General features: G+C 35.2%; 18 protein-coding genes. 1 reads left to right on the top strand and 17 read right to left on the bottom strand.

All coding sequences use genetic code 11. From position 1 onward, the window contains the following. The first annotated feature begins 487 nt into the window (after positions 1-487). Positions 488-1,411 carry a hypothetical protein gene (locus SD960_RS11430; protein WP_318803170.1) on the top strand — a complete coding sequence of 308 codons (924 nt, stop codon included), beginning with the start codon at positions 488-490 and terminating at the stop codon, positions 1,409-1,411. 117 nt (positions 1,412-1,528) lie between these two features. On the opposite strand, the gene SD960_RS11435 is transcribed toward SD960_RS11430, so the two are convergent. From SD960_RS11435 to SD960_RS11515, 17 genes are all read right to left on the bottom strand, one after another. Further along, entirely contained in the window at positions 1,529-2,512 is a 984-nt protein-coding gene (locus SD960_RS11435; RefSeq protein WP_318803172.1) for an alkene reductase, read from the bottom strand. After that, positions 2,512-2,634 (bottom strand): hypothetical protein, encoded by a 123-nt coding sequence (locus SD960_RS11440; protein WP_318803174.1) that lies wholly within the window; start codon positions 2,632-2,634, stop codon positions 2,512-2,514. Before SD960_RS11440 ends, SD960_RS11435 begins: the two co-directional genes overlap by 1 nt. A 25-nt stretch (positions 2,635-2,659) precedes the next feature. Continuing rightward, a complete protein-coding gene (locus tag SD960_RS11445; RefSeq protein ID WP_318803176.1) occupies positions 2,660-3,616 on the bottom strand; it encodes a polysaccharide deacetylase family protein in 957 nt (318 codons plus the stop codon). A gap of 29 nt (positions 3,617-3,645) precedes the next feature. Continuing rightward, positions 3,646-4,491, bottom strand: a complete 846-nt coding sequence (locus SD960_RS11450) for an oxidoreductase (RefSeq protein WP_318803177.1) — start codon at positions 4,489-4,491, stop codon at positions 3,646-3,648. 233 nt (positions 4,492-4,724) lie between these two features. Beyond that, positions 4,725-5,225, bottom strand: a complete 501-nt coding sequence (locus tag SD960_RS11455; RefSeq protein WP_318803178.1) for a nuclear transport factor 2 family protein — start codon at positions 5,223-5,225, stop codon at positions 4,725-4,727. 43 nt (positions 5,226-5,268) lie between these two features. Beyond that, entirely contained in the window at positions 5,269-6,642 is a 1,374-nt protein-coding gene (locus tag SD960_RS11460; RefSeq protein ID WP_318803180.1) for an alginate export family protein, read from the bottom strand. A 311-nt stretch (positions 6,643-6,953) separates the two neighbouring features. After that, the gene (locus SD960_RS11465; RefSeq protein ID WP_318803183.1) at positions 6,954-7,973 is read right to left on the bottom strand and encodes an MBL fold metallo-hydrolase; all 1,020 of its coding nucleotides are present in this window, start codon (positions 7,971-7,973) and stop codon (positions 6,954-6,956) included. A 302-nt stretch (positions 7,974-8,275) separates the two neighbouring features. Next, positions 8,276-10,048 (bottom strand): amidohydrolase, encoded by a 1,773-nt coding sequence (locus SD960_RS11470; protein ID WP_318803184.1) that lies wholly within the window; start codon positions 10,046-10,048, stop codon positions 8,276-8,278. A gap of 287 nt (positions 10,049-10,335) precedes the next feature. Beyond that, the gene (locus tag SD960_RS11475) at positions 10,336-11,355 is read right to left on the bottom strand and encodes an alpha/beta hydrolase (protein WP_318803185.1); all 1,020 of its coding nucleotides are present in this window, start codon (positions 11,353-11,355) and stop codon (positions 10,336-10,338) included. A gap of 242 nt (positions 11,356-11,597) precedes the next feature. Beyond that, entirely contained in the window at positions 11,598-12,386 is a 789-nt protein-coding gene (locus tag SD960_RS11480; protein ID WP_318803187.1) for an alpha/beta hydrolase, read from the bottom strand. 259 nt (positions 12,387-12,645) lie between these two features. After that, complete coding sequence (locus SD960_RS11485) at positions 12,646-14,592, bottom strand: sigma 54-interacting response regulator (RefSeq protein ID WP_318803188.1); 1,947 nt, start codon at positions 14,590-14,592, stop codon at positions 12,646-12,648. 14 nt (positions 14,593-14,606) lie between these two features. Further along, on the bottom strand, positions 14,607-16,217 hold the full coding sequence (locus tag SD960_RS11490; protein ID WP_318803191.1) for a sensor histidine kinase: 1,611 nt from the start codon (positions 16,215-16,217) through the stop codon (positions 14,607-14,609). A gap of 146 nt (positions 16,218-16,363) precedes the next feature. Beyond that, on the bottom strand, positions 16,364-17,905 hold the full coding sequence (locus SD960_RS11495) for a histidine kinase dimerization/phosphoacceptor domain -containing protein (RefSeq protein ID WP_318803193.1): 1,542 nt from the start codon (positions 17,903-17,905) through the stop codon (positions 16,364-16,366). Positions 17,906-18,157: 252 nt separating this feature from the next. Continuing rightward, positions 18,158-18,964 carry a DUF2490 domain-containing protein gene (locus SD960_RS11500; protein WP_318803194.1) on the bottom strand — a complete coding sequence of 269 codons (807 nt, stop codon included), beginning with the start codon at positions 18,962-18,964 and terminating at the stop codon, positions 18,158-18,160. Positions 18,965-19,190: 226 nt separating this feature from the next. After that, on the bottom strand, positions 19,191-20,795 hold the full coding sequence (locus SD960_RS11505; RefSeq protein WP_318803195.1) for an arylsulfatase: 1,605 nt from the start codon (positions 20,793-20,795) through the stop codon (positions 19,191-19,193). Positions 20,796-21,166: 371 nt separating this feature from the next. After that, positions 21,167-23,095, bottom strand: a complete 1,929-nt coding sequence (locus SD960_RS11510) for an OmpA family protein (RefSeq protein ID WP_318803197.1) — start codon at positions 23,093-23,095, stop codon at positions 21,167-21,169. Between the two features lie 11 nt (positions 23,096-23,106). Next, positions 23,107-24,024, bottom strand: coding sequence for a type IX secretion system membrane protein PorP/SprF (locus tag SD960_RS11515; RefSeq protein WP_318803199.1), 918 nt, complete (start codon positions 24,022-24,024; stop codon positions 23,107-23,109). Positions 24,025-24,047 lie beyond the last annotated feature (23 nt).

Below are 24,047 nucleotides of genomic sequence, written 5' to 3' on the forward strand. Positions count from 1 at the left end.
AGGGATTTTTTTTATTTTTTTATAGCTTAAAACAAAAAAAGAATTTTAGTTTTGTGACACACTCGTGGCACAGCAGAAAAAATATTAGAAATGCAGTATAAAAGCGGGATGTGACGGTTTTGTTCGAATCCCTCTTTCTCCGCGCTTCGAATTGAGCGTTAAAGAATAAAAAAATAGAACAATATTATTATAAATAATTTTATAAATTTGTTTCAACCACTGGATTAATGTGTTCTTAAAAAAGATGCTAATACAGTTTAACAAAATTCTACATTCTACTAAAAAAATAAAGTTTGTTTGTTGTTGTTTTGCGATATTTTATTCAGATTTTGTATCTCTTTTGTACCTCGACATCTGTCAATCCCAGTAAAGACTGGACTGCTAATTTCTGTATTGGAAAATAAGGCTGTAAAACAACACAAAACAAAAAGTATCGCCTGCTGAAATACAATAGCAGAGCCAAGAAATAAAAGAAATCAAAAGAAATATGAAGCTACTAAAAATATTGCTTTTCATCGTTATCAGTACCTTTTGTACTATTTATGCTCAGGAAAACAAAAGGATTTATTTAGAAGGTGATATAGTAAAAATACCCGTAGATCTTATTAATGACTGGCCCTTTATTGATGGTGAAATTAATGGTGTAAAAGGTCGCTGGATGTTTGACACGGGAAACAGCAGAGCTTTTTCTGTTCATTCTAAAAAAGCAGTTGGAGTTGAATCTAAAGTAGTAGGTTCCGGATTTGTGGCCAGCGGACAAAAATATGAAGTACTTGAATATCCGTTAATTGAGCAGGTCAAGGTTGGAACTAATGAATATAAAGCTTTAACCAATATAAAAGGTAATAATTTCGATTTTCTGGAGCAGATTTCCCCTACTGTTATTGGTCAAATTGGTTTTGATTTTTTTAGAGGCTATGACATGAAGATAGATTATTTAAGAAATGAACTTACTTTCTACAAGCAAAAAGAAAATACTGAGAACTGGAAAGACATCAAAAAACATAAAAATTACATTACCTCGCTTCCCTACTTTACACGAAAATTAGACAATCATCCCATGATCAAAATAAAAAATAAAGGAACCGATCTTTTAGTAACTTTTGATACAGCGGGCGGAAAAGGTACTTTTATAATAGAGGATTCGTATTTTGAAAAATTGAAAAAAGAAGGCGATATCGAAAATTTTAATGAAGAACCCGGTTCATTCTACAATTGGTCTAACATTAAAATTAATGATCGTTTAACGGTGAACCTTTATGGAATGGAAAAAGAAGATTCGAGTCCAGCACATAAGCCTTTGGAAATAACAGAAAAAAACACACTAACTCTTGACCATGCTTTTTTATCAGAGTACATTACGATATGGGATACCAAAAATAAAGTAATCCATGTGTTAGAAAAAAAATGATCAGACACGCTAACACAAGTATTAAAAAATAAAAAATGAATTCAAAAAAGAAAAACGCCCATTAAATGTTTTAATAGGCGTTTACATGAAATTCTGAATTAATAATAAAGCTTAAAGCTACTTCATAAAAGAATAATCGGTATAACCTCGCGCTGTACCGCCACCAAATAAGGTGTGATTATCTGAAATTTCATTTAAACTCAAATTTTGTTTTACTCTGGCAGGATAATCAGGATTGGTTAAAAAATGTCTTCCAAAGCCAACTAAATCAACCAGGTTTTCCTGAAGTAATTTCTCCGCTTCTTCGGGCGTTTTATTACCTGTTGCGATAATGGTATTTTTAAAATTTGAGCGGAGTTCTGTTCTAAAATCTATTGGAATTTGAGGTGCATCATCCCAATCGGCCTCACAGAGATGAATATAAGCTACATCAAGTTTGTTTAATTCTTTTGCTGCAAGCATTATCGTTTGCAAAATCTCAGGATCATTCATATCCTTAAAACTGATAAATGGCGATAATCTTATTCCGGTTTTTTCTTTTCCGACTGCATGGGCTACCGCTTTTGAAATTTCAATCAGCAAACGAATCCTGTTTTCCTTACTTCCGCCATATTCATCCGTTCTTGTATTGCTATTGCTTCGTAAAAACTGATCTATTAAATACCCATTTGCTCCGTGAATTTCAACTCCGTCAAATCCGGCCTCGATTGCATTTTTTGCACCTTGTACAAATTCTTTAATTACAGTATCGATATCGGTTTTATTCATTTCTCTTGGTTCTTCAACCGGAACAAAAGTGGCATCCCCATTTGGAGCGCCGTCAAAAATGTAAACACTGGTATTTTGAGCTATTAATGCAGATGGTGCTATTGGTTGTAAACCATTTACTTTTGAACTGCTTACTCTGCCCACATGCCACAATTGCAAAAATATTTTGCTTCCGTTTTGATGTACTGCATTTGTAATTAATTTCCAGCCTTCTATTTGCTGTTCGCTATAAATTCCGGGTGTTTTAGCATATCCTTTCCCTTGCAGAGAAACCTGAGTTGCCTCGGTAATTATAATACCTGCTGTACTTCGTTGTGCATAATATTCAGCCATTAAGCATTTGGAATATCACCCGGCTGTGAAGCTCTTGAACGCGTCATAGGAGCCATTAAAAAACGGTTTTCTAAAAGATGTCCACTTAAATTATATTGTTGAAATAATTTCTGATACTTCATAGTAGTATTGTTTATAGTAATCGTTTTATTCTCTTATGGTGCTCTTGTCCTGATAAGCCATTTGAGCAATTTCGTCTTTTCGTTTGAAACTTACTCCCTTATGTTTTTGGATATAACTGATGATTTCTGTAGCAGCAGCAACCATTTGCGGTGTCCCTCCTATTCGATCATGAAAACTTATAGACATTTGTCTGCGCTTTTTTTCAGATTCAATGTAAAGCTGGTCAAATTCCATTATAACCTGACGCGCAAACTGATCTGCACTAAAATTTTTTCCTTCTATTAACACAATATCGTTACAGCGAATGGTGTATGGAACAACTGCAAAATCTTTTCCTTTTACTTGTAATAAAAACGGTTCATCGCGGCTTAAGTCATCAATATGATATTTAAAGCCAAGTTCCTGCAGAATTTCCAGTGTATTTGGGCCGCGTCTTAACCAATTGGCATTATAGCCTACAGGTTGAAAACCGGTTACTTTTTTAATGGCATCTGCCCCATCTTTGATGAACTTTTTTTCTGTTTCATACGGCATAGAATATTCCGTTGCCCAGTCCATTCCGTGAGCGGCGGCTTCATGTCCTCTTTGTACAATTTCTTTGGCAAGTTCCGGATTTTTCAATACTGCCGAACCGACCATGTGCGAGGTAACTTTGATTCCGAATTTATCCCAATTGTCCAGCATTCTCGGAATTCCTTCTTTATACCCATATTGATACCAGGTTTCACCGGGAAGATCTACAAATCCTTTCTGCATGTTTTGCGGAAACGGACTTTCTGAATTTATAGGCTGTCCGCCCGCTTCAAACTGCATCGAAACTGATACCACCAAACGCGATCCGTCAGCCCATTTTGAGGCAGAATTTTCATTATTGGTTAATTCGTCTGCTTTAAAATCGCTTGCTGACAATGTGTTTATTGGTATTAAACCCGCAAGGCCGGCAAGACCTGCTTGTTTAATAAATGTTCTTCTGTCTTTCATATCTTTTGATTTTTGGTTTGTGAATGAAATTATGACTTGAAGTCTGTTGAAAAAGTAAGTTCCTTATTTAATTCAATTTCATTTTTCAACGAATCAATCTTGTAATTGGCAAATCCATAAGCATCTGAACCTGTAAGCAAACGAAGCGGCGGTTCTGCATTCTGTGTCACTTTTATAATTAATTCGGCTACTTTCTCCGGATCTCCAGGTTGATTCCCCGGAATATCATTCTGATGCGCTCGTACGCCTTCGCGGATGCTTGTATACTCTTCAATAGGATTTGCCGATGTGATTAAGGAAGAAGTATTTAAGAAATTAGTACGCACGTAACCTGGTTCTATAATCGTTACATTAATTCCGAATGGTTTCACTTCCTGCGCAAGTGCTTCAGAAAGGCCTTCAACGGCAAACTTAGTACCACAGTAAATTCCCCAGCCTCCACCTGCAATTAAACCAAAAACAGATGAAAGATTAATAATATGTCCGAATTTTTCTGCCCTCATATGAGGTAATACGGCTCTTGTAACATTAAGCAAACCAAAAACATTGACATCAAAATTGGCACGAACTTCTAGATCTGAGCTTTCTTCTATGCCGCCTATTAAACCATAACCGGCATTATTAACTAAATAATCTATGGCGCCAAAATGTTCTATAGCTGAATTGACAGCTTCTTTTACACTTTCTTCATTAATCAAGTTCACTTGCAAAGGCAAAAATTGATCAGATGAACTCCCAACCGCTTTTTTAACCGAGTCTACATTTCTTGCAGTGGCAACAACATTAAATCCTTGAGCTAATAATTGTTTAACCAATACAAGGCCTATACCCTGAGAAGTTCCTGTAATAAACCAGGTTTTTTTATCATTTTTCATAATCTTATTATTTTAAGTTAGTTTATTAAATGCATAAAATTTTAATTAAACACATAGAAACATAGATTTATAGTTTTGAAAAAAGGAAATCAAAAAGAAACCAGTTTCTCACACATAGTCCCGATAGCTATTGGTATTAATGCAAGTGAAACGCCTTTTTTTAAGCTTACAAAATCTATGTTTCTATGTGTTAAAAAAATTGTTATACTCAACCAATTATATTTAGTAATATTTTATTTAAGTACTTTTTCAATAATCAATGTTTCCTCATAGAGTGAAAATTTACTGATCAGATTGTTTTCTACTGTGATATGAATCGCCAGCGGCATTTTAAAATGTTTGTCATTTTTTTTGACCGTTCTTTCAACAAAACCAAAAACAGCCACTTCATTTCCTCGCACTAAAAATGATTGTGCGTCTAGTTTTTCGCTTCCATCAACAAAATAACTAAAGAGCGTTTTGAATAATACTGAGATTTCTTCTCTCTTAGATCGATGTCCCGTCCATGGCATATATTTCGATTCGAAAATATACCAGTCGACTTTTTCTGAAACCATAGAAGCAATTTTCTCTGGATCTTTTGCTCCAATATATCCAAAGAACTTCTCTGCTGTTTCTTTGGTTTTGATTTCTTCATCAGTATAGACTTGCGCGTGTGCTGAAAAACCAATCAATAGCATTGCTATTATTAGTTTTATGCTTTTCATTCTTGGTTTGAATACAGTTTTTTTCATAATACTATTTTTAAAGTTATTTTGATGCAACTTAATTTTAAACTTAAAAATGAAGCTGCATTGTAATTCCTGTAAAAAATATGTTTTTACCTGTTCCGGATGCCTGGATATAATCTTTAGCCTGAAACCAGGTCGCTTCGAGTCTGAAATACAGATATTGATTCGGCTCCCAGATGATTTCGCTTTCTAACTGGTTTCCGATTTTCTTTTCTGTGGTTGTATCTCCGGGATAAATCAATGTTGTATTTGGCGCATAGATTCCATCATTGCTGCTGTATCTCCAAAACATATCATAATCAATAACCCAATCGACATTTTGTAAAATTTCAAAACTCAATGAAGGATGAAAATCTATTAAATTCGATGGCCCGATTACCGAAGCCAGTCCAAAATAAGCGCCTCTTGGAAAAAGCGGATTAAAGGTTTGCAGACTTGTATCGCCAGCCCTTTTGTCTCCGCTAATTACTTCGGTCTTAAAACCAATTTCCGGACGAAATTTTACCGTATTAAAACGATATCCGGCATTAATTGAAGCTGTCCAGGCACTAATGTTTTTATCTGCAACATTGCCAAATTGGTAAACAGCTTCTCCGTCATAACGCCAGTTTTCTGTTTTACCCCAAATTCTTGTTCCTACAGATTGTCGGTTTTCTTTACCCGATGCATCATTAAATGCGGCATTGGCTCTTTCATATCCTAAATAATAAACATCAATGTTTTTGATCACTGGTATTTTGTTAAACACCAGATAACTTCCCCATAATTGTCGGTCTTTGTTCGATGCATCATCAAAAATACCATCGTGCGCTACGACGTAATGTGTATAAAACAAATCGGTTGTGAAATTTTGCCTGGATACAATTGCTTTAATTCCGTCAAACGATTGCCTGTTATTTGGTCCTTCTCTAACGGCAACCAAACGCTGTGATCCGTAAGTGAGTTCCTGCCTTCCTGCTCTTAAAATAAGTCTTTTACTGCCCTCGTTTATAATATTGAAATCTGCAAAAGCCTGATGTACTTCAAGCGGGTTTTGTTCCACCGGACTCGGATCAATTCTACCATCAGCCGTACTGCTTTGCATTTGAACAAAAGTTCTGAAAAATTTTCCGGCATGAAAATCGGCGTGAAATAAATATCTTCCTAAAACATAACCATCGTTATCCTGCGGGCCATCTCCCCAATTTTCATTTTTAGCATAGAAGTACTGAAATCGTATATCGCCCCCAAAACTGATATACGTTTCCCTCGAAGCAGAAAGAGGCAGGAATTTCACTGTTTTGTACCAATTGTTACTTACCGTATCGTTTTTTAGAACACTATAATCTTCGTCAAATCGGAGTGATTTAAAACCCGGATATTGTTGTGCAAAACCAGAGAATGAAAAGAATACAGCCAGTAATAATAACTTGTATTTCATGATTTGATTTTTAATTTTTAAACGCATAAAACATTACACCCAACTGTCAATCTCATTAAGTTAAGTTTTTTTGCATTTTTTCCTCATTTTATGTCATTTCGACGGAGGAGAAATCTTCGCAAGTAACTCCGCAACGAGAATCCAATCTTTGTCGAGCTTCTCGCGAAGATTTCTCCTCTGTCGAAATGACAAACAGTAAGTTTGAGCATTACCGTGAGAGAGATTTATTATCCATAGCATTATAGATTTTCCCTAACTTAATGACATTGCCAAAGGGTTATTTTTTTTTAATTTTAATTCTCAATTTTTAATTATTTAACCCCGTTTTGCTTAATATCTTTATAAGCATTTGGAATATTAAAATTGAAATGCAGCCAATCAAAAAGTTCATAACCTTTGTCAAATTCCTTCATGGTTACAGTAGCTTTTGTTTCTTCTAATGACAAACCTTTTTTAACTGCATTTTCAACATTGGTCTGCAACGCGGTTACGTAATCAATCGTATATTTAATTCCTGCTTTATTGGTAATGCGTCCGTGTCCGGGAACGACAATATCTTTATCAGAAATCATATTGTAAATTTTGTTCAGGTTTTGAACCGGTTCCAGAAAATACCCGTCAAACAACCACGGAATTGTTGGACTCTCGGCAATAAAAGGATTTCCTGCCCATAAAACATTTCCCGTAGATGATTTTAGATACACAAAAAGATCGGCTGGAGATTGTGCTGTTCCCACATTGATTACCTCTACGATATTGCCTTTTCCCATATCAATTTTCATAGTCTGGTTGATGGCTATTGTAATATCAGCGGGACGATACACGCTTTCTTCAATTCCTCTTCCTTTACCAAAAAGCATGATCATAAATTGTTTGATATTGTCGTAATTCTTAGCCAGATTGTCTTTGCAGAATTCGTTTTGAATGACAATAGTTTCTTTTGGAAGTAAATAATTCCCGAAACAATGATCGCCGTGATCACTTGTATTTATAGCGTAAACAATAGGTTTTGGCGTTACAGATCGAATCAGTTTATAAAGCTGATCGTACAATCCTTTGCTTAACATGGTTTCAATAAGCAAAACTCCTTTGTCACCTACAATAAAACCTGCTGAAGTTGCTTGTGCAATTCCTTTTGTGGTTTCGGTTTCGGTTGTACTTGGAGATACGGCATAAACATTCTCTGAAATTTTATGCAATTTTAAAGTCACTTTGTTGGCGTCCCAAATGGGTACGTGATTGGGCATTGGGAATTGTGCATAAGCCTGTGTATTGGCTAACAAACACAATATGATGATTGTCAATCCCGAAATTATTTTTTGAATTTTCATGATCTGAATTTTATAGATTTTGTTTGATTAAATTCATTCGATGTAATTGGTTAGTTTTTCAAGCAGATTTAGCAGATTTGGCAGATTTTTTCAATCTATTTAATTCTTTAATCTTTGGCTGTTATTTAAACACATAGAAACATAGATTTTGCAACCTTAAAAAAAGGCGTTTCACTTATTTAAACAAACATATTTGTGCGAATTCTAAATGTTTTTAATTTTTAATTCTCCATTTTTAATTTAAAAAAAATCTATGTCTCTATGTGTTTAAACCAATCACATGCAACGAATTTTATTTGGTATTAAAGTTTTTTAGTATATCCGCCGAAATATTTTACTGGCGACCAATCCGGAATTACCGGAGCGATTTCAGGATCAAGTGCTTTAAAATCTCTTGCACCGTATACTACTTTTCCGTTTACAATAGTCAAATCCGACTCGATATTTCGAACTTTATCGGTTGAAACTGTAAAATAATCTTCGGATAAAATTGACATATCGGCATACATTCCTTTTATCAGTTTTCCTTTTTCTTTTTCTTCACCCGAAAACCAGGCGCTTCCTGAAGAATACAATTGAAGTGCGGTAAACTTATCCAAAATCTGCTCTTTTGGCCAGAACTGCATGCCTCCTAATGTTTTTCCTGTAATGAGCCAATGCAGCGCCATCCACGGATTATAAGTTGAAATACGTGTTGCATCTGTTCCCATTCCTACCGGAATTCCCATTTCGAGCATCTTTTTAATTGGAGGTAATTGTGTTTTTGGAGCACCATACATTTTCTCATACAATTCTCCCTGAAAATACATTCTGAATTGTACTGCGATTCCGCCATTAAGTGCTTTTACTCTTTCTAATTCCTGAGGCGTAATCGTTTCGGCATGATCAAAAAACCAACGCAAGCCGTTAAACGGAATTTCCTTATTTACTTTTTCAAAAACATTCAGCATTCTGTCAATCGATTCACCGTAAGTGGCATGCAATCGAAAAGGCCATCTGTTTTTAACCAATAAACGAATAATCGGTTCCAGATCTTTTTCCATTTCATCAGAAAGAACAATTCTTGGTTCTAAAAAGTTTTCAAAATCTGCCGCCGAAGCCACAATATTTTCTCCCGCACCTTCTTCAGTGTAACCATTGGCTGTTAAAAGATTATCGTTTTTATTGATTACCGTTTCTGCCACCCATTTTTCATAATCCTGAAGTTCTTTTCCTTTTTGCTGTGCAAATAAATAATAAGAAATTCTAAGATTCAGTTTTCCTTGTTTGGCCAAATCCATAGAAGTCGCATAATCGGATGGAAAGTTTTGTGATCCACCCGCTGCATCAATTACTGACGTTAATCCGAAACGATTTAATTCGCGATTAAACTGAAGCGAACTGTTGATTCTTTCTTCGGGAGTTAATTTTGTCGTTAATCCCAAAGTGGTATAAATGGCTTTTGGTGTTTCTTTGGCAAACATTAATCCAGTTAGGTTTCCGTTTTTATCTTGTTCGAGAACACTTCCTTCATAATGAGTATCTTTCGTATAACCCAAAACTTCGATTCCTTTTTTGTTTAAAAAGGCTTTACCGTACAAATAAGTTATAAAAACAGGTTTGTCAGGAACGGCGGCGTTTATTTCCTCAATGGTTGGCTGTCTTTTTTCTTCAAAACCATATTCGTTCCAGCCTCCAATCACTTTGATCCAAACGCCGGGCGGAGTTCTGGCTGCTTGTTCTTTCAGCATTTCCATGGCTCTTTTTAGCGTTTTTACGCCATCCCAACGCAATTCTGAGTTATAATTCAACCCTTCGCGAATGACATGAATATGGCTGTCGTTTAAACCCGGAATTACCGTTTTTCCTTTTGCATCAATAACCTTAGTTGCTGCAGTTTTGTAGGTTTCTAAAATACTTTTTGAAGTTCCTGTTTCCAGAATAATTCCGTCTTTTATCGCCAACGCCTGAACAAACTCGCCTGATTTTTGCATCGTGGCAATTTTTCCGTTATACAGAATCAAATCTGCCTTTTCCTGAGACTGCGCCAACAGACCAAAGAAAAATAATAGTATTATAAATAATTGTTTCATCATGTTTGATTTAATTGTCTGATAATTTGCAATCTTTTTTTGCCACTGATTTTAACCCGTTGGTGTAATATTAAACACATAGAAACATAGAATTTATAATCTTAAAAAAAGGAAATCAAAAAGAAACTCGTTTCTTAACACATAGCTTAGCTTGTTTGTTAATGCAAGTAAAACGTCTTTTTTGGGTTCAATTATTCTATGTTTCTATTTGTTTAAAAAAATATACGCAACGGGTTAATTTTATCAATTAGTATTAATCACAAATAGTCATATTCAATTATTTATTTGTTTTATTTAGCAAGGAAAAAAGCCAATAAATCTTTTTGAACCTGAGCCGTATTTTCCTGAACCAGCCAGTGTCCTGAACCTGCAATTTTAGATTCGGTTACATTTTCGGCAACTAATTTTGAATGCTCTTTTAAGAAGGCTGCCGCAAAATATTCTCCGCCCATAGCAAGCAAAGGCATTTTAAGTTTTGTTTTTGCTAAAACCAAATTGTCTTTTCCGTCCTGCGGAAATGCTCCAAACCATTTAAAAGTAGATTTTGCACCATCTTTTACTGCATACGCTCTCACGAATTCTGCTGTTTCTTCTGGTGTAAAAGGATCTTTTACGTGTCCAACCATTGGCCAGAAATTCGTCAAAAACTCTTTCTCTTTTCCTTTAACAATATCTCCCGAAGCCGGCCATGCAAAAAATCCAAACCACCAGGCAGAAGCTGAAACTTGTGACCAAACAGGTTCTATACCAGGAAGAAGGGCATCCATTAAAGCTATCTTTTTAACTTCGCTTCCATATTGTGCTGCATAAGCATACGCTACCATAAGTCCGATATCATGTCCTGCCAGATTGATATTGTCGTAGCCTAATTTTTTTACCAGTTCATGAATATCTTTCGCCATGTTTTTTTTGTCATAACCTCCTTCTGGTTTATCAGATTCTCCCACACCTCTTAAGTCTGGAGCAATAACGGTAAAATGTTTTGAAAGTTCCGGTAAAAGACGGTTCCACATGTACCAGTTTTGTCCAAAACCATGCACTAATACAAGAGGATCTCCTTTACCTCCAATCACGTAATGAATTTTTACTCCATTTACTTCTGCATACTCATGTTTAAAATTGGCTGGCGGATTTGCAGGCGCAGTTTCAGTTGTTTCTGAAGATGCTGCAGGTGTTGTTTCTGTAACGGGAGTTTCTTCAGTTTTTTTATTACAGGATATTAAAACCAGCAGTAAAAGTGCAACGGTTAAAAATTGGACTGTTTTACTTTTTACGTTTAAAAAAGTAGTTTTTAATAAATTTGTTTTCATAATTTAAAATATTAATTGGTTATTGATCATTTTTTATTACTTGTTGGTTTTGAATGCGGTAAAAATTTTATTAAACACATAGAAACATAGATTTTATGCTTTTGAAAAAAGGAAATCAAAAAGAAACTCGTTTCTCACACATAGAGCTAACTATATTTGTTAAGCAAGTGAAACGCCTTTTTTGGGTTCAATTATTCTATGTTTCTATGTGTTAAAATAATTACACAGGTTGTTTATTATTTTTATGCAGGCAGTTTTGCTATCCAGTCTTCTATAAAGACTGCGATTTCCTGCCATCCGGGCTGATTTAAAACGAAGTGATTTCTTTCGGGAAAAACCTTGAAATCGGTAATAGACTTTTTGTGCGTATATTTTTTATAGTTGGAATAATTGAGTGACTCCGGAATAGTATGATCCGTTGATCCTGCAATTAGTAATAATGGATTGTGAGGAGCATTAAAATCTACCTTTGCTGCTGAAGTTATGGTGTCACGAACGATTAATTTAGATTCAGGAATAAGATAATCGCAATAAGCTTTTTCCTGCCATTCTTCGGGCATTCCGTTAGTAAAGGCATATTGCCATTGGCTAAAACTCATTAAAAAAGTTTTTTTAGCAGAAGTAAAAAAACCAAGCGGACCCCAACCGGCTTTCAAAAATGAAAACTTAAATGTCATAATTCCCTGAGGCGGAACTGAATGTATGGCAATTGCTGCTGATGCCAAATTACGCTGTAAAAGTATCTGTGCTATAAGTCCGCCAATAGAATGCCCGATTATAATAGGTTTTTGAGGAAGATTTTTGGCTATGTTCTCAAAATGATCTATTAGCTGAGTTAAGCGCAGACTGGCAATCTGCGGGTCTGGATGTCGGGAACGTAAAACATCTACAGGAGCATCTTTGTAAGGCCATGCCGGTGCCAGCGTCTTAAAACCTTTGTTTTCAAAAAAGACTTTCCAGTCATTCCAGCATTTATTGCTTACAAATGCACCTGTAATAAAAAGTATTGTGGTAGGGTTTTCAGTTAGCATAATACACGTTTTAATGTTATGCCAAAGTGTAAACGAAAACCGAACCGTTTAAATAAATAACTAATAATCAAACAGTTATATTATTTACGTAATTTTAAGCCAACCATATATCGTCGTAAAACGAAAATAGAGCAACTTAATATCGTTTGTGTAATTATTAATGGTTAATTATTAATTATAAATGAACATAGATATTATATCCTTTTTCCATAATAAATAAATCAATTAATAATTAATAATTAACAACTAACCATAACAATTAAAAATGACTTCTCTTTATACCCAGTTTTTGCATTCTAGAAGCGAGCGTAGTTGGTGGAAGTCCTAAGATTTCTGATGCGCCGCCGGCACCTCTGATTCTTCCGTTGCATTTTTCAAGCACATTAATAATATGTTCCCTTTCATTTTCCTGAATAGTTTTAAAGTACCAGTCATTTGACTTGGTATTTATTTTAGCTTCATCAAAAGCCGGAAGCGGAATATGCTCAATCGTATTTGTTTTTGCCAAAAGAATACTTCTTTCAATAAGGTTCTCCAATTCCCGAATATTTCCTGGCCATTGATATGATAAAAGACTTTTTAAAGCACTTTCTGCTATTTCGGTCACATTTTTTCCCGTTTTAGAACTATAGACAGCAATAAAATGACGGGCAAGAAGTCCAATATCTTCTTTACGCTCTCTTAAAGGAGGCAGCTGAATCGGAAATACATTTAGCCTGTAATAGAGATCTAATCTAAAACGCCCGTCAGCAATTTCTTTTTCAAGATTACAATTGGTAGCGGCAATAATCCGTACATTAACTTTTATTGAGTCATTTCCTCCAACACGTTCAATTTCTTTTTCCTGAATTGCCCGCAGTAGTTTTGCCTGCATTTCTAATGGCATGTCACCAATTTCATCCAAAAATAAAGTGCCGTTATTTGCTTGTTCAAATTTACCAATTCGTCTTTCTGCTGCACCTGTAAAAGCCCCTTTTTCATGTCCGAATAACTCCGATTCTATAAGGCTTGGCGGAAGGGCTGAACAATTAATTTTTACAAACGGCTGATTTTTTCTATTTGAAAGTTCCTTAATGCTATGGGCAATACTCTCTTTTCCTGTACCGCTTTCCCCGGTAATTAAAACCGTTGTATCAGCGGGAGCAACTTGTAATATATGGTCAAATATTTTTAGCAAAGCCGGACTTTTACCAACAATTGATTCAAATCCTAAATCCTTGTTCTTAGTGGTTACAGGTTTTTCAGAATAATTCTTTTTTTTATCCAATTTTTTGTCGTGACTGATCAAATTTTCAATTGCAAAAATTAAAGGTTCCTGAAGTCTTTCGCAGAGCGTTAAATGATTTTTATTGTAATTGTCTGCCTGCCTGCTGAAAAAAGATAAGTATAGTCCTCCATTTCCGGACAATGCCAAAGGAACTGGCAGCATAAGATTCGATTTCATATTCATTGAAGTTGCCATCAGTTTTTTGATAGGGGTTTTTTCACATATTTTTATAAAATCCTCTCCATTATAGAATATGGCATTCGTTTCAACTTTGCTTTTATTTTGTATGTCCGTAATCTCAGATACTTTTAAGGCAGTGATATTTTGTAACTCCTCAATTCCAATTCGTTGATATTCATGCAAACCTGTTCTTGCATATCCCAAAAGTTTACTGGACAATTTGTTTTCCATATAAAAAACAGCCATTACAAGATCAAAAGAAATAAGAGATTGTAGAGCAGTAACGATATTAAGAACCCTGTCGTCCCAAGTGCCGCTTTTTGTTACTATATTTTTTAATTGTTTTTGAAACAAATGCTCTTTTCTAATGGAAGATTCTATTCCAAACTGCTGATGATATTCTGCAATTTCAATTGTTACCAACAAATCTTTTTCCCTAAAAGGTTTAACCAAAAAACCTTGAGGATGAGTTAGTTTAGCTTTACTTAGAACTTCTTCGTTAGAGTTGGCAGAAAGATAAATAAAAGGAATATTTTCGTCTTTAAGCATTTCGGCAAGGTCAATCCCGGTTTCTTTTCCCGACAGGAAAATATCCAGTAAAACCAATTCCGGCCTCTGTTCTGAAATATAGTATTTAGCATCAGGAACAGATCTTGCCATTCCAATAACAGAGTGTCCGGCTTTTTTCAGCATTAACCGTAAATGATTTGCCTCAACAAACTGGTCTTCAACTATAAGTATTTTTAATGGTTTTGCCATCTTATAAAATTAAATTAATAAAGATTACTATCGACAGTACTAAATTCCAAAGTTATTTTTGTACCATTTTCACTAGTAATTTGAAATTTCCCTCTTATATCTTCCGAAAGCCCACGCATTAATTTTATACCTAACGATGGACTGTCATAAGGATCAATGTTAGACGGAAGCCCTATACCATTGTCCTCAATAATTAAAATATAATTTTTATTATCCTCTGTTTTAAGGGAAATCCTAATTATTGCATTATTATGATCTGGAAAAGCATATTCAATAGCATTTGTAACTGCTTCATTAAAAATGAGTCCAATGGGTATCGAATGAGACAAAGGCAGATTAAAGCTGTCAACATCAAGCACAAAACGGATTGATTTTTTGATCTCAAATGAGTCTTTCAAATATTCAGTCAATTCAAAAATATAAGATGGCATATCAATTATCGATAAACTCTCCGATTGATATAACTTCTGATGAATTAAAGCCATGGTATGAATTCTATTCTGACTGCTGTTAATGGCCTGGAGAGCTTCTTCATTTTTTAAAAATTCAGCCTGACTGGCAAGCAAACCAGCCACCATGTGCAGGTTATTTTTTACTCTGTGATGAATTTCACGCAAAAGCCATTCTTTTTCAACAACCAGTTTTTCCAGCGTATTATTTTTTTTATTGATTTCATTTTGTTGTGTTTCCAGTACCTTATTGGTTTTCTTCTTAAACATAAAACTTTTATAAAGTAATGCAAGTATTATAAGTAAAAGTAAAACAAAAATTACCATTGAATTACGTAAAAACACCTCGTTTTTAAGCTTGCTTTGCTGTAATAAGGTTTTATTTTTAAGTTTGATAATATCCATGCTTTTCTTTTCTGTTTCATAGATAATATTGAGTCTGGAGGTAATAGGATAAATATCGCTTTCTTTAAGATTGGCTGCTTTATAGAAAAATATGGCTTTTTTAAGCCAATTTAGCGCATTGTGAAAATCGGAGATTGAAAAATACAATTCGCTGATTTCTCTGTAACAATCACCGCTTCTTTTATTGTTTCCGGACTTTTCAAATAACGATGCGGCCTTAAAAATTGGATCTAATCTGTCTTTTATTGGTGCATTAGTACGCATTTTAGCTGACCAGACCATTACCCAGGCTTCTCCCAAATCATCTGTTTGATTTGTTTTAGTTAATGCCTCTATTGCTTTTCTGGCATTGACTTCTATCATTGCGTTGTTATTTCGTAACTCCTGCACCATAGAAAGCTGTAAATAGCATTTACCAATATAAATATTAGAATGAAGGTTCTGGCTTATTCGAAGAGCTTCCTCTCCATATTGAAATGCCTTTAGCAGGGTTTTAGGATTATTATACGAAGCCTCATACCAGTCACTTACTTTTAGTAAAACTTTGATTTTGTCTATGCTTTCGGGTAATTGGCTTAGCAAGTCCTCTGCTTTTTTTACCTGCAATTCGTTGTATGCTACTTCCTGATCAAGGTTATTTTTCAGATTGGAAAGATCCTTTTCATCAATTCCTATCTGCATTATGCTCTTAGAACGAGCCAATGCGTTTACTTCTCCCCTTGTGAACCATACAAGGAGAAACAGAAATATTCTGTAGTGCTTTGAGAGCATTTTTTTTGGAATTAATCAGCTTAACGAAGGTATCGATATTTCTTTATTTAAATTTAAAATATTCGAAAATTGACTGCCAACGATATATCGTTGTTTTGCCCAATTACATAAAATTAGGTTTAACTAAAAAAGTAAACAATCATTCTCTAGGCTATAATTACGGATTCAGTCAAAGTAAACTTCAGGACTACAAGAGTTCCGTTCTTACTGTTGATTTCAAATTCGGCCTGTATATCCTCTGCAAGCCCTCGCATTAATTTGAGTCCCAAAGAAGCATTGTGAACAGGATCAAAATCTATGGGAAGTCCACTACCGTTATCCCGGATCTTCAATGTAAAATTATTATTATCGCCTGCTTTAAGCGAAATATCAATGATTCCATGAACCGTATCTTTGAAAGCATACTTTATAGAATTGGTAACTGCTTCATTGAAGATCAATCCAATAGGTATGGAATGAGACAGCGGTAAATCAAAATTATCAATATCCAGAACAAACCGAACTGACTTTCCCATATGAAAGGAATCCCTTAAATATTCTGAAAGTTCGAAAATATAGGACGGCATGTTAATAATGGATAAATTCTCCGACTGATAGAGTTTCTGATGAATCAGCGACATAGAATGAATCCTGTTTTGGCTGCTGTTGATCGCTTGCAGAGCTTCTTCATTCTTTAAAAATTCGGTCTGGCTTGCCAACAGTCCCACCACCATATGCAGGTTATTTTTCACGCGGTGATGAATCTCACGTAAGAGCCATTCCTTTTCAATGAGCATATTACGAAGGGTGGCATTCTTTTGATTAATCTCCTCCTGCTTTCCTTCGAGTGCTCTATTTGTTTTTTTCTTAAACTTAAAACTTTTATATAGCAATCCCAGAATTATTAGTAACAACGCCAGAAAGGTGATCATGGAATTTCTTATGAACGTCGCATTCCTAAGTTCATTCTGCTGCAGAAGGGTTTGATTGCGCAGAATGATAATATCCTTATTTTTCTTTTCTGTTTCATAAAGGATATTAAGTCTGGTGTAAATAGGATAAAAATCCTTCTCCTCCAGATTTGCTGCTTTATAGAGGGCCATTGCTTTTTCCAGCGAAGCCATTGCTTTGGGAAAATTTTTGTACCTGTAGTACAATTCACCAATCTCCCTGTAACAGTCACTGCTTCTTTTTATATTTCCCGAAAGTTTGAACAAAGCGGCGGCCTTGCGAATCGGCATAAACTTCTCTTTCATAGGTGCCTCACTACGCATTTTTGCAGACCATACCATCACCCATGCTTCTGCCAGGTCATCTTTATGATTTGTTTTTGACAGCAGCGCAATAGCCTCTCTGGCACATTGCTCGATCATCTCATTGTTATTACGTAACTGATATAACATGGAAAGCTGAAGATAACATTTTCCTTCATAAAGAACGGAATGCAAAGAGCGGCTCAGTCTAAGGGCTTGCTGAGCATAATCAAATGCTTTTTGAAGTTGTCTTGCTTTAAAATTTTGAGATTCATACCAGTCGCTTAACTGTAATAAGGTGTTGACTTTTTCGATGCCATGTAAACCGGCCAAAGCACGCTCATCACTTTTGACAAGTCCCTGCGTATAGTTTGTTTCCTTTGCATCCATACTGACAGACTGCCCTATGAGTAATAGCACAAATATGCAGTATTCTTTTAAAGCAAACGGTTTCATGTATTGTTTTCAGGAGTTAAAAATGAAAGTACCAAAGTTATTGATAAATCAGATTATAATGAACCGAAAGGTCATTTTAAAAGAAAACGATATATCGTTGTTTTCTTTTACTCCGGTGCAGAATACTTCCCTCGCCAGCTTCCCTCGCCTGTGCTTATGCCGGTTGTTTTCTATACAGCAAGTGTACTTTATTTTAATACTGGCCAGTTCAGGAAAATCAATTAAAATTTTTGGTTTGAATACCTTTTAATATTAATCCGCTCCCCCATCTACACTGTCAAATGTCTCTCGTTCCTTTGGCTTTATAGTATATTTTACCGACACCATTGGGCCGTAATAAATATCAAATTGGGTTCCATTTGTACGAAGCTGCATCTGTCCAATTACGCCTGCCAAAAAATGAATATTTGGAGTAATTCCCGCCGTGTAATATGCAGAAAGCCTAAAAATATCAAAATTCTCCTCGGCATAATCTTTAGAAGCAAATTTTAGCATTAATTCAGCATAATAGCCAATGTTTGGCGCCAAAAAAAGTGGTTTGCTTTTACTTTGAGCAAGAAAATGGTTTACCCCGAACCTCATTCTGATTCTGGGTATCGTTTGATGCACTCCGTTTCGATCATCAAAGAATTTGGTTTCAAAACGAACCTGCTCAAAGATGTTTCCTCTTGGCATGTTCTGCGAAAATGAACCCATTATGATTAATCTATTTTCTAAAGTCTCATAATTACCCATTTCTGCTACTGCATATTTTTGATTGTGTGCATATCCCAACCACAGTTTAATATTCTTAAAACCAGAATATATAAGCCATGGCCTAACCACAACACGTTGGGTATATTCAAAAGGATTTTGGGTATCATACGATCCCTGAGTTACTAATTGTACATCGGCCTGGCCGCTTAAATGCCATTTTTCATAAATAGGGAAAGCTATGTCGCCTTCTGATATAGAAGCCGGAATGAATCCAAATGTATATGGAGGTGGTGACTGTGCTTTTGTAACCTGTACAACTATTAAAAAACTTAACGTAATAAAAACTTTTTTAAGAATGCTCATAGTATAAAATCGTTATTAAATACAAAGAGTAACGTGAATTAAGACTTAGATACTTTGTATTGGTTGATTAATTAAAAAGAGACTGCGTAAATGAATTACGAAAGTCTCTTTTTATTGTACATACTATATTAATTATTTAAGGCTCAACAATATTAAACCAGAAATTAAATGCAGCTCCGTTGGCTGTTAATATTTACTAATCTCTGTGTCTTATATTGGGATTATTTTACTTTTTAATTTCATTAGGCAGTTTAATTCCCTTTTGATCAAGTAATTTTTTAGCTTCCTGGATATTTCTAAATCGGGTAATTCCCATTTCACCAGTATAAGTTTCTCCTTGTAATGGTCTTGGAGGATATTGGACATAAGATTGTATTAATTCCTGAGTCGCTTTATTAAATATTGGAAGCGTCCATGTTTTTTCTGTAAAACTATTCATAAACAAATCATAACGCTCCTGAGGGTCTTGCCAAAGATCATAAATGGCAGGAACAGTAGCAACATAAGTTTCATCTCCTCTCCATCCAAGCTGTTGACCTGGCGAATCACTTCCTGCCTGAGCACCATTATCACCACGTGTATTAAATACAGCCTTAAAATGACCTACTCTTACCGCTCCCGGAGCAAGTTCAGCCTCTGTAAAATAAAACCAGCGGTCACGAAGAGGCGTTCCTTTTTGAAATAGTACATTGGCCATATCATAACTGTCAAAAATTATAGGCTGCCCCTCACGGTCATTTTTAGGAAGTGCAACTCCGGCAAGATTAGCAAAAGTGGCCATTAAATCTAATCCCCCCACAATATCATGACTGTAACTTCCTGCCTCGATTTGTCCTGGCCACCATGCAATTGCAGGTACACGGCTTCCTCCTTCTCTGTCGGTACCTTTAGAACCTCTAAAAGGCGTATAACCAGCATCAGGGTGCACATCCTGCCAAGCGCCATTATCTACGGTATAAATTACAATAGTATTATCTGAAATACCAAGTTTTCTGATTTCATCCATTACGCGTCCAACATTATAGTCCATTTCCATCACACAGTCTCCATATTTACTTCCGGCAGGTGATTTCCCTTTAAACTGTTTGGACGGTAGATTGGGCTGATGGTTCTTGGCAAAATTTACACACATAAAAAACGGGTCTCCCCCTTTTGCATAAGAATCTAATTGCTTAAGCACATTATCGGTCATCATTATATCAAGCTCTGCTATATTTTCTTCTGTTACTTTAGATGCTTCTCTTGCTTTTCCTCCTGCCTCACCTTCCAGAACACCTGTGGTAACTTTCTTAAAGAAAGCAAGCATTTCTGGCGACATATCAGGATTCCATGATTGAAATGCGTACGTGTAGGCATTTAAGTGATAAAGCACAACATTTTGCATTTTATCAAATCCGTGTGCTATCGGCATTGCATAATCATCTTCTCCTAAATGCCATTTTCCAGAAAAATACGTTTTATAGTTAGCTTGTTTTAATACAGAAGCAAGTGTCCATTCTGCCTTAGGAAGTCCTCCTCCCTGTCCCTGAAAAGCTACAGTAGTCATACCACTTCTGTTTGGATTACGGCCGGTTATCATGGCTGCACGTCCTGGTGTACAGCTCGGCTGACCATAAAATTCCCAAAACTGCATTCCCTCCTTGGCCATTTTATCTAAATTTGGTGTTGGCATACCACGGCTTTTCCCTCCGCCATATACTCCCAAATCTCCCCAACCTGTATCATCTGAAATCAACATTATAATGTTTGGTTTCTTCTTTGTTTGTGCATTACTCAAGCCTGGTAGCCAAAAGATCACAAATAGTGTTAATAAAAAAATTTTCTTGTTCATAATAATGGATTTTAGAAATTATACAAATGATGAAAACTTACTTTTACAGACTATAATTCTTATAAAACTATTACTGTAGTTGATTGCGATTTCAGAAAAGACGTTGCTTTACTAAAATTTAGCGTATTGTAAATTTAAAGAAGAGAACTTACCAGATTTACAAAGTTTGGTTTCATTTTATAAAATGAAACAACAAAAAATGCGATTTAATACGAATGAAAACACTCAAAAAGAAATTAAGATACATTTACTGTAAGCAATAGTACGTGGCATGATCATTTGCATATTCCGCTTTAGTTTTAAAACGCTTCATATCGGTGCAATTCTTTTAACTAAGAATATAAGAGTACTGAAAATTGGAAATAAATAATCTATATGGCAATGATTATAAACTCGCTTCGTCGGTTTAAACTGTGCTCTTCTTCAGAGCATTTTACACCATCAGAGCATCCATTTACAAGTTGTGATTCTCCATATCCTTTTCCTGTTAATCGTTCCTGACTTATGCCTTTATTTACCAGCCATTCTATTGTAGCTTTTGCTCTTTTGTCTGATAAACTTTCATTGTATTTAGATGAGCCACGACTGTCTGTATAAGAACGGATATCAAGCTTCAGGTTTGGATTGTGATTTAATGCTGCCAAGATTTTTTCTAAATCTACTTCTGCTTTGGTTTCAATACTCCATTTATTCAAATCAAAATAAATCATTTTAATACCAAAGCATTTTCCTAAATCATCTCCAACAGCAAATTTACATCTTGAATGATCTAATGTTATTGGTAAACTTGTTTTTCCGTTCAGCTTACCAATATTTACAGAAAGTTCTTTTATTTTATAATTTTGTTTTTCAGCTTTCACCAAATAAGTTTTGCCGCATTCTATAGAAAAAGTATAAAATCCTGCAGCATCAGAAATCATAGTACTTTTTTCGACTCCATTTTCATGTAAGGTTACTTTTGTTTCCGGCAAAACGTGTCCGGTTATGACATCGGTAATAATGCCTTCTAATTCCTGAGTACATTTTAATTTTTTGTTTTCTAAAAATACATAGATGTCATCAGATCCCTGTCCCCCATCCTTGTTTGAACTAAAATAACCTCTTCTTGAAACAGGATCAATGACGTAAGCAAAATCATCTTTAGGAGAATTAATATCGGCACCCACGTTTTGTATATTACTGATGGTTCCGTTATCTTCGATCTGGCCAACAAAAACATCTAGTCCGCCAAGTCCGGGATGCCCGTCTGAAGCAAAATAAATTTCGTCCTGAGTTACGTACGGAAATGTTTCTTTTCCTTCGGTATTACTTGATTTTCCTAAGTTTATTGGTGCACCAAAACTCCCATTGTTTATATCAACCTTATAAATATCCGACTGACCAACTGTTCCCGGCATGTCTGATGCAAAATATAATATTTTTTCATCCGGACTTAAGGCAGGATGTGCCGTGCTATAATTATCACTTGTAAATGGAAGTGCTGCTATATTCGTCCATTTATCATTCTCAAGTGTAGCTTTGTATATTTTTATTAAGGTTGTTCGGGTACTGTCTTTACCTTTTTTACCCTTTACGAAATTGTTTCTGGTAAAATAAACTGTTTTGCCATCTTTGGTAAATACTGGTGAGGATTCATTAAATCTGGAATTTAAAGTAGTTTTTATTTTATTTACTTTGGATGGAAGATTTGTTACCGAATCAATATCGGCATTATAAATATTGGTAAAATATTTACCTGTCCATTTGTGTTTACGCTTTGTGAAATTTCCTGTATCCCTTGCTGAAGCAAAGTAAACTTTATGATTGTAAACAAACGATCCGTAATCTGAATAGGGACTGTTTATTGCTGCATTTTCTACGGTATAGCGTCCCGAATTTTTCTTGATTTCTTCTCTGTAATTTTGGTCTTTATTATAAAGTATTGTCCTGTTATCAGAAAGATTTTTAGCATTAAACTCAGCAAAATATTTATTGGATTTCTCAATTTCCCCCGCCGATTTTAAAGATTGTGCATATCGATAATAATATTCAGGCTCGACTGCTACATTCATTGCAAATAATTCTCCATACCATTTTGCAGCGTTCTCAAAATCAGAATTAAAATAATAGGAGTTTCCCAGTCTTTTAAACATCCCTTCAGATTTATATCCTTTATCGGCTACATTTTCATAACTTTTAATTGCATTACTATAAGCGTAATTGTTATAGTTTTTATCTCCCGTATTTACTTTAGCCTGCTGAGAATAAAGCTTAAGCGGAAAAACTACAAATGTCAGGTATAATACTATATATTTTTTCATCTTTACTGTCTTTAAAAGAAACGCGGGGTTGTCATTTTACTATTGTTTTTGATGAATTCATAGCGCAGGAATATCTCATGTGATCCTGAATTATAATTATTTAAATTAGTGGTTTCACGATCATAACCATACCCTAAATAAAGTCCATCGGTGATTTGAAATCCTACCATCGCGCTTAACGAAGCGCTCCATCTGTAAGCAACACCTGCCACAAACTTATCATAGAACATAAAATTGGCTGATAAATCTACCTGAAGCGGTGCACCTTCGACCATTTTTGCAAGTACAGCAGGTTTAAATTTTATGTACTGGTATTTATCCAGGTCAAATACATAGCCTCCCATTAAATAATAAGTGATTTTATCTTTGTAAATAGCTACGTCATCATCATCATAGCGATTGGTTTCAATGAAATTAGGAACAGATAAACCAATATATGCCTTATCAGAATGCCAATAAACACCGGCTCCCACGTTTGGAGAAAATTTATTATCGAGATCCTGAAACTGAGGATCGCCCTGATCTTCGGGATTTAGTTTGCTTATGTCTAGATTGAAGATATTGCCTGTTCCCTTGATCCCAAAAGAAAGTTTGAAATCGGCAGATGTCTGAACGGTATAGGACAAATCAACAGAAATATTATTCTCATTTGTTGGTCCGATTTTATCATTTACCAGCGAAGCCCCAATCCCGAGATTACTATTATTAATTGGTGTATTGATAGAAAAACTACTCGTTTCAGGAGCTCCGTCCAGTCCGACCCATTGCGTGCGATATAAGCCAAAAATACTTAACGCTCCGCGAGACCCTGCATAAGCTGGATTAATATTTATGGTGTTGTACATATATTGCGTAAACTGGGCATCTTGCTGTGCAAAACCAGTTATTGATGTGAATAATAAGACGAGAAAAAATATTTTGGTTTTCATACAATGATTGTTTTTTCAATTAA

The sequence above is a fragment of the Flavobacterium sp. MMLR14_040 genome (genome assembly GCF_033657265.1).
Lineage (GTDB): Bacteria > Bacteroidota > Bacteroidia > Flavobacteriales > Flavobacteriaceae > Flavobacterium.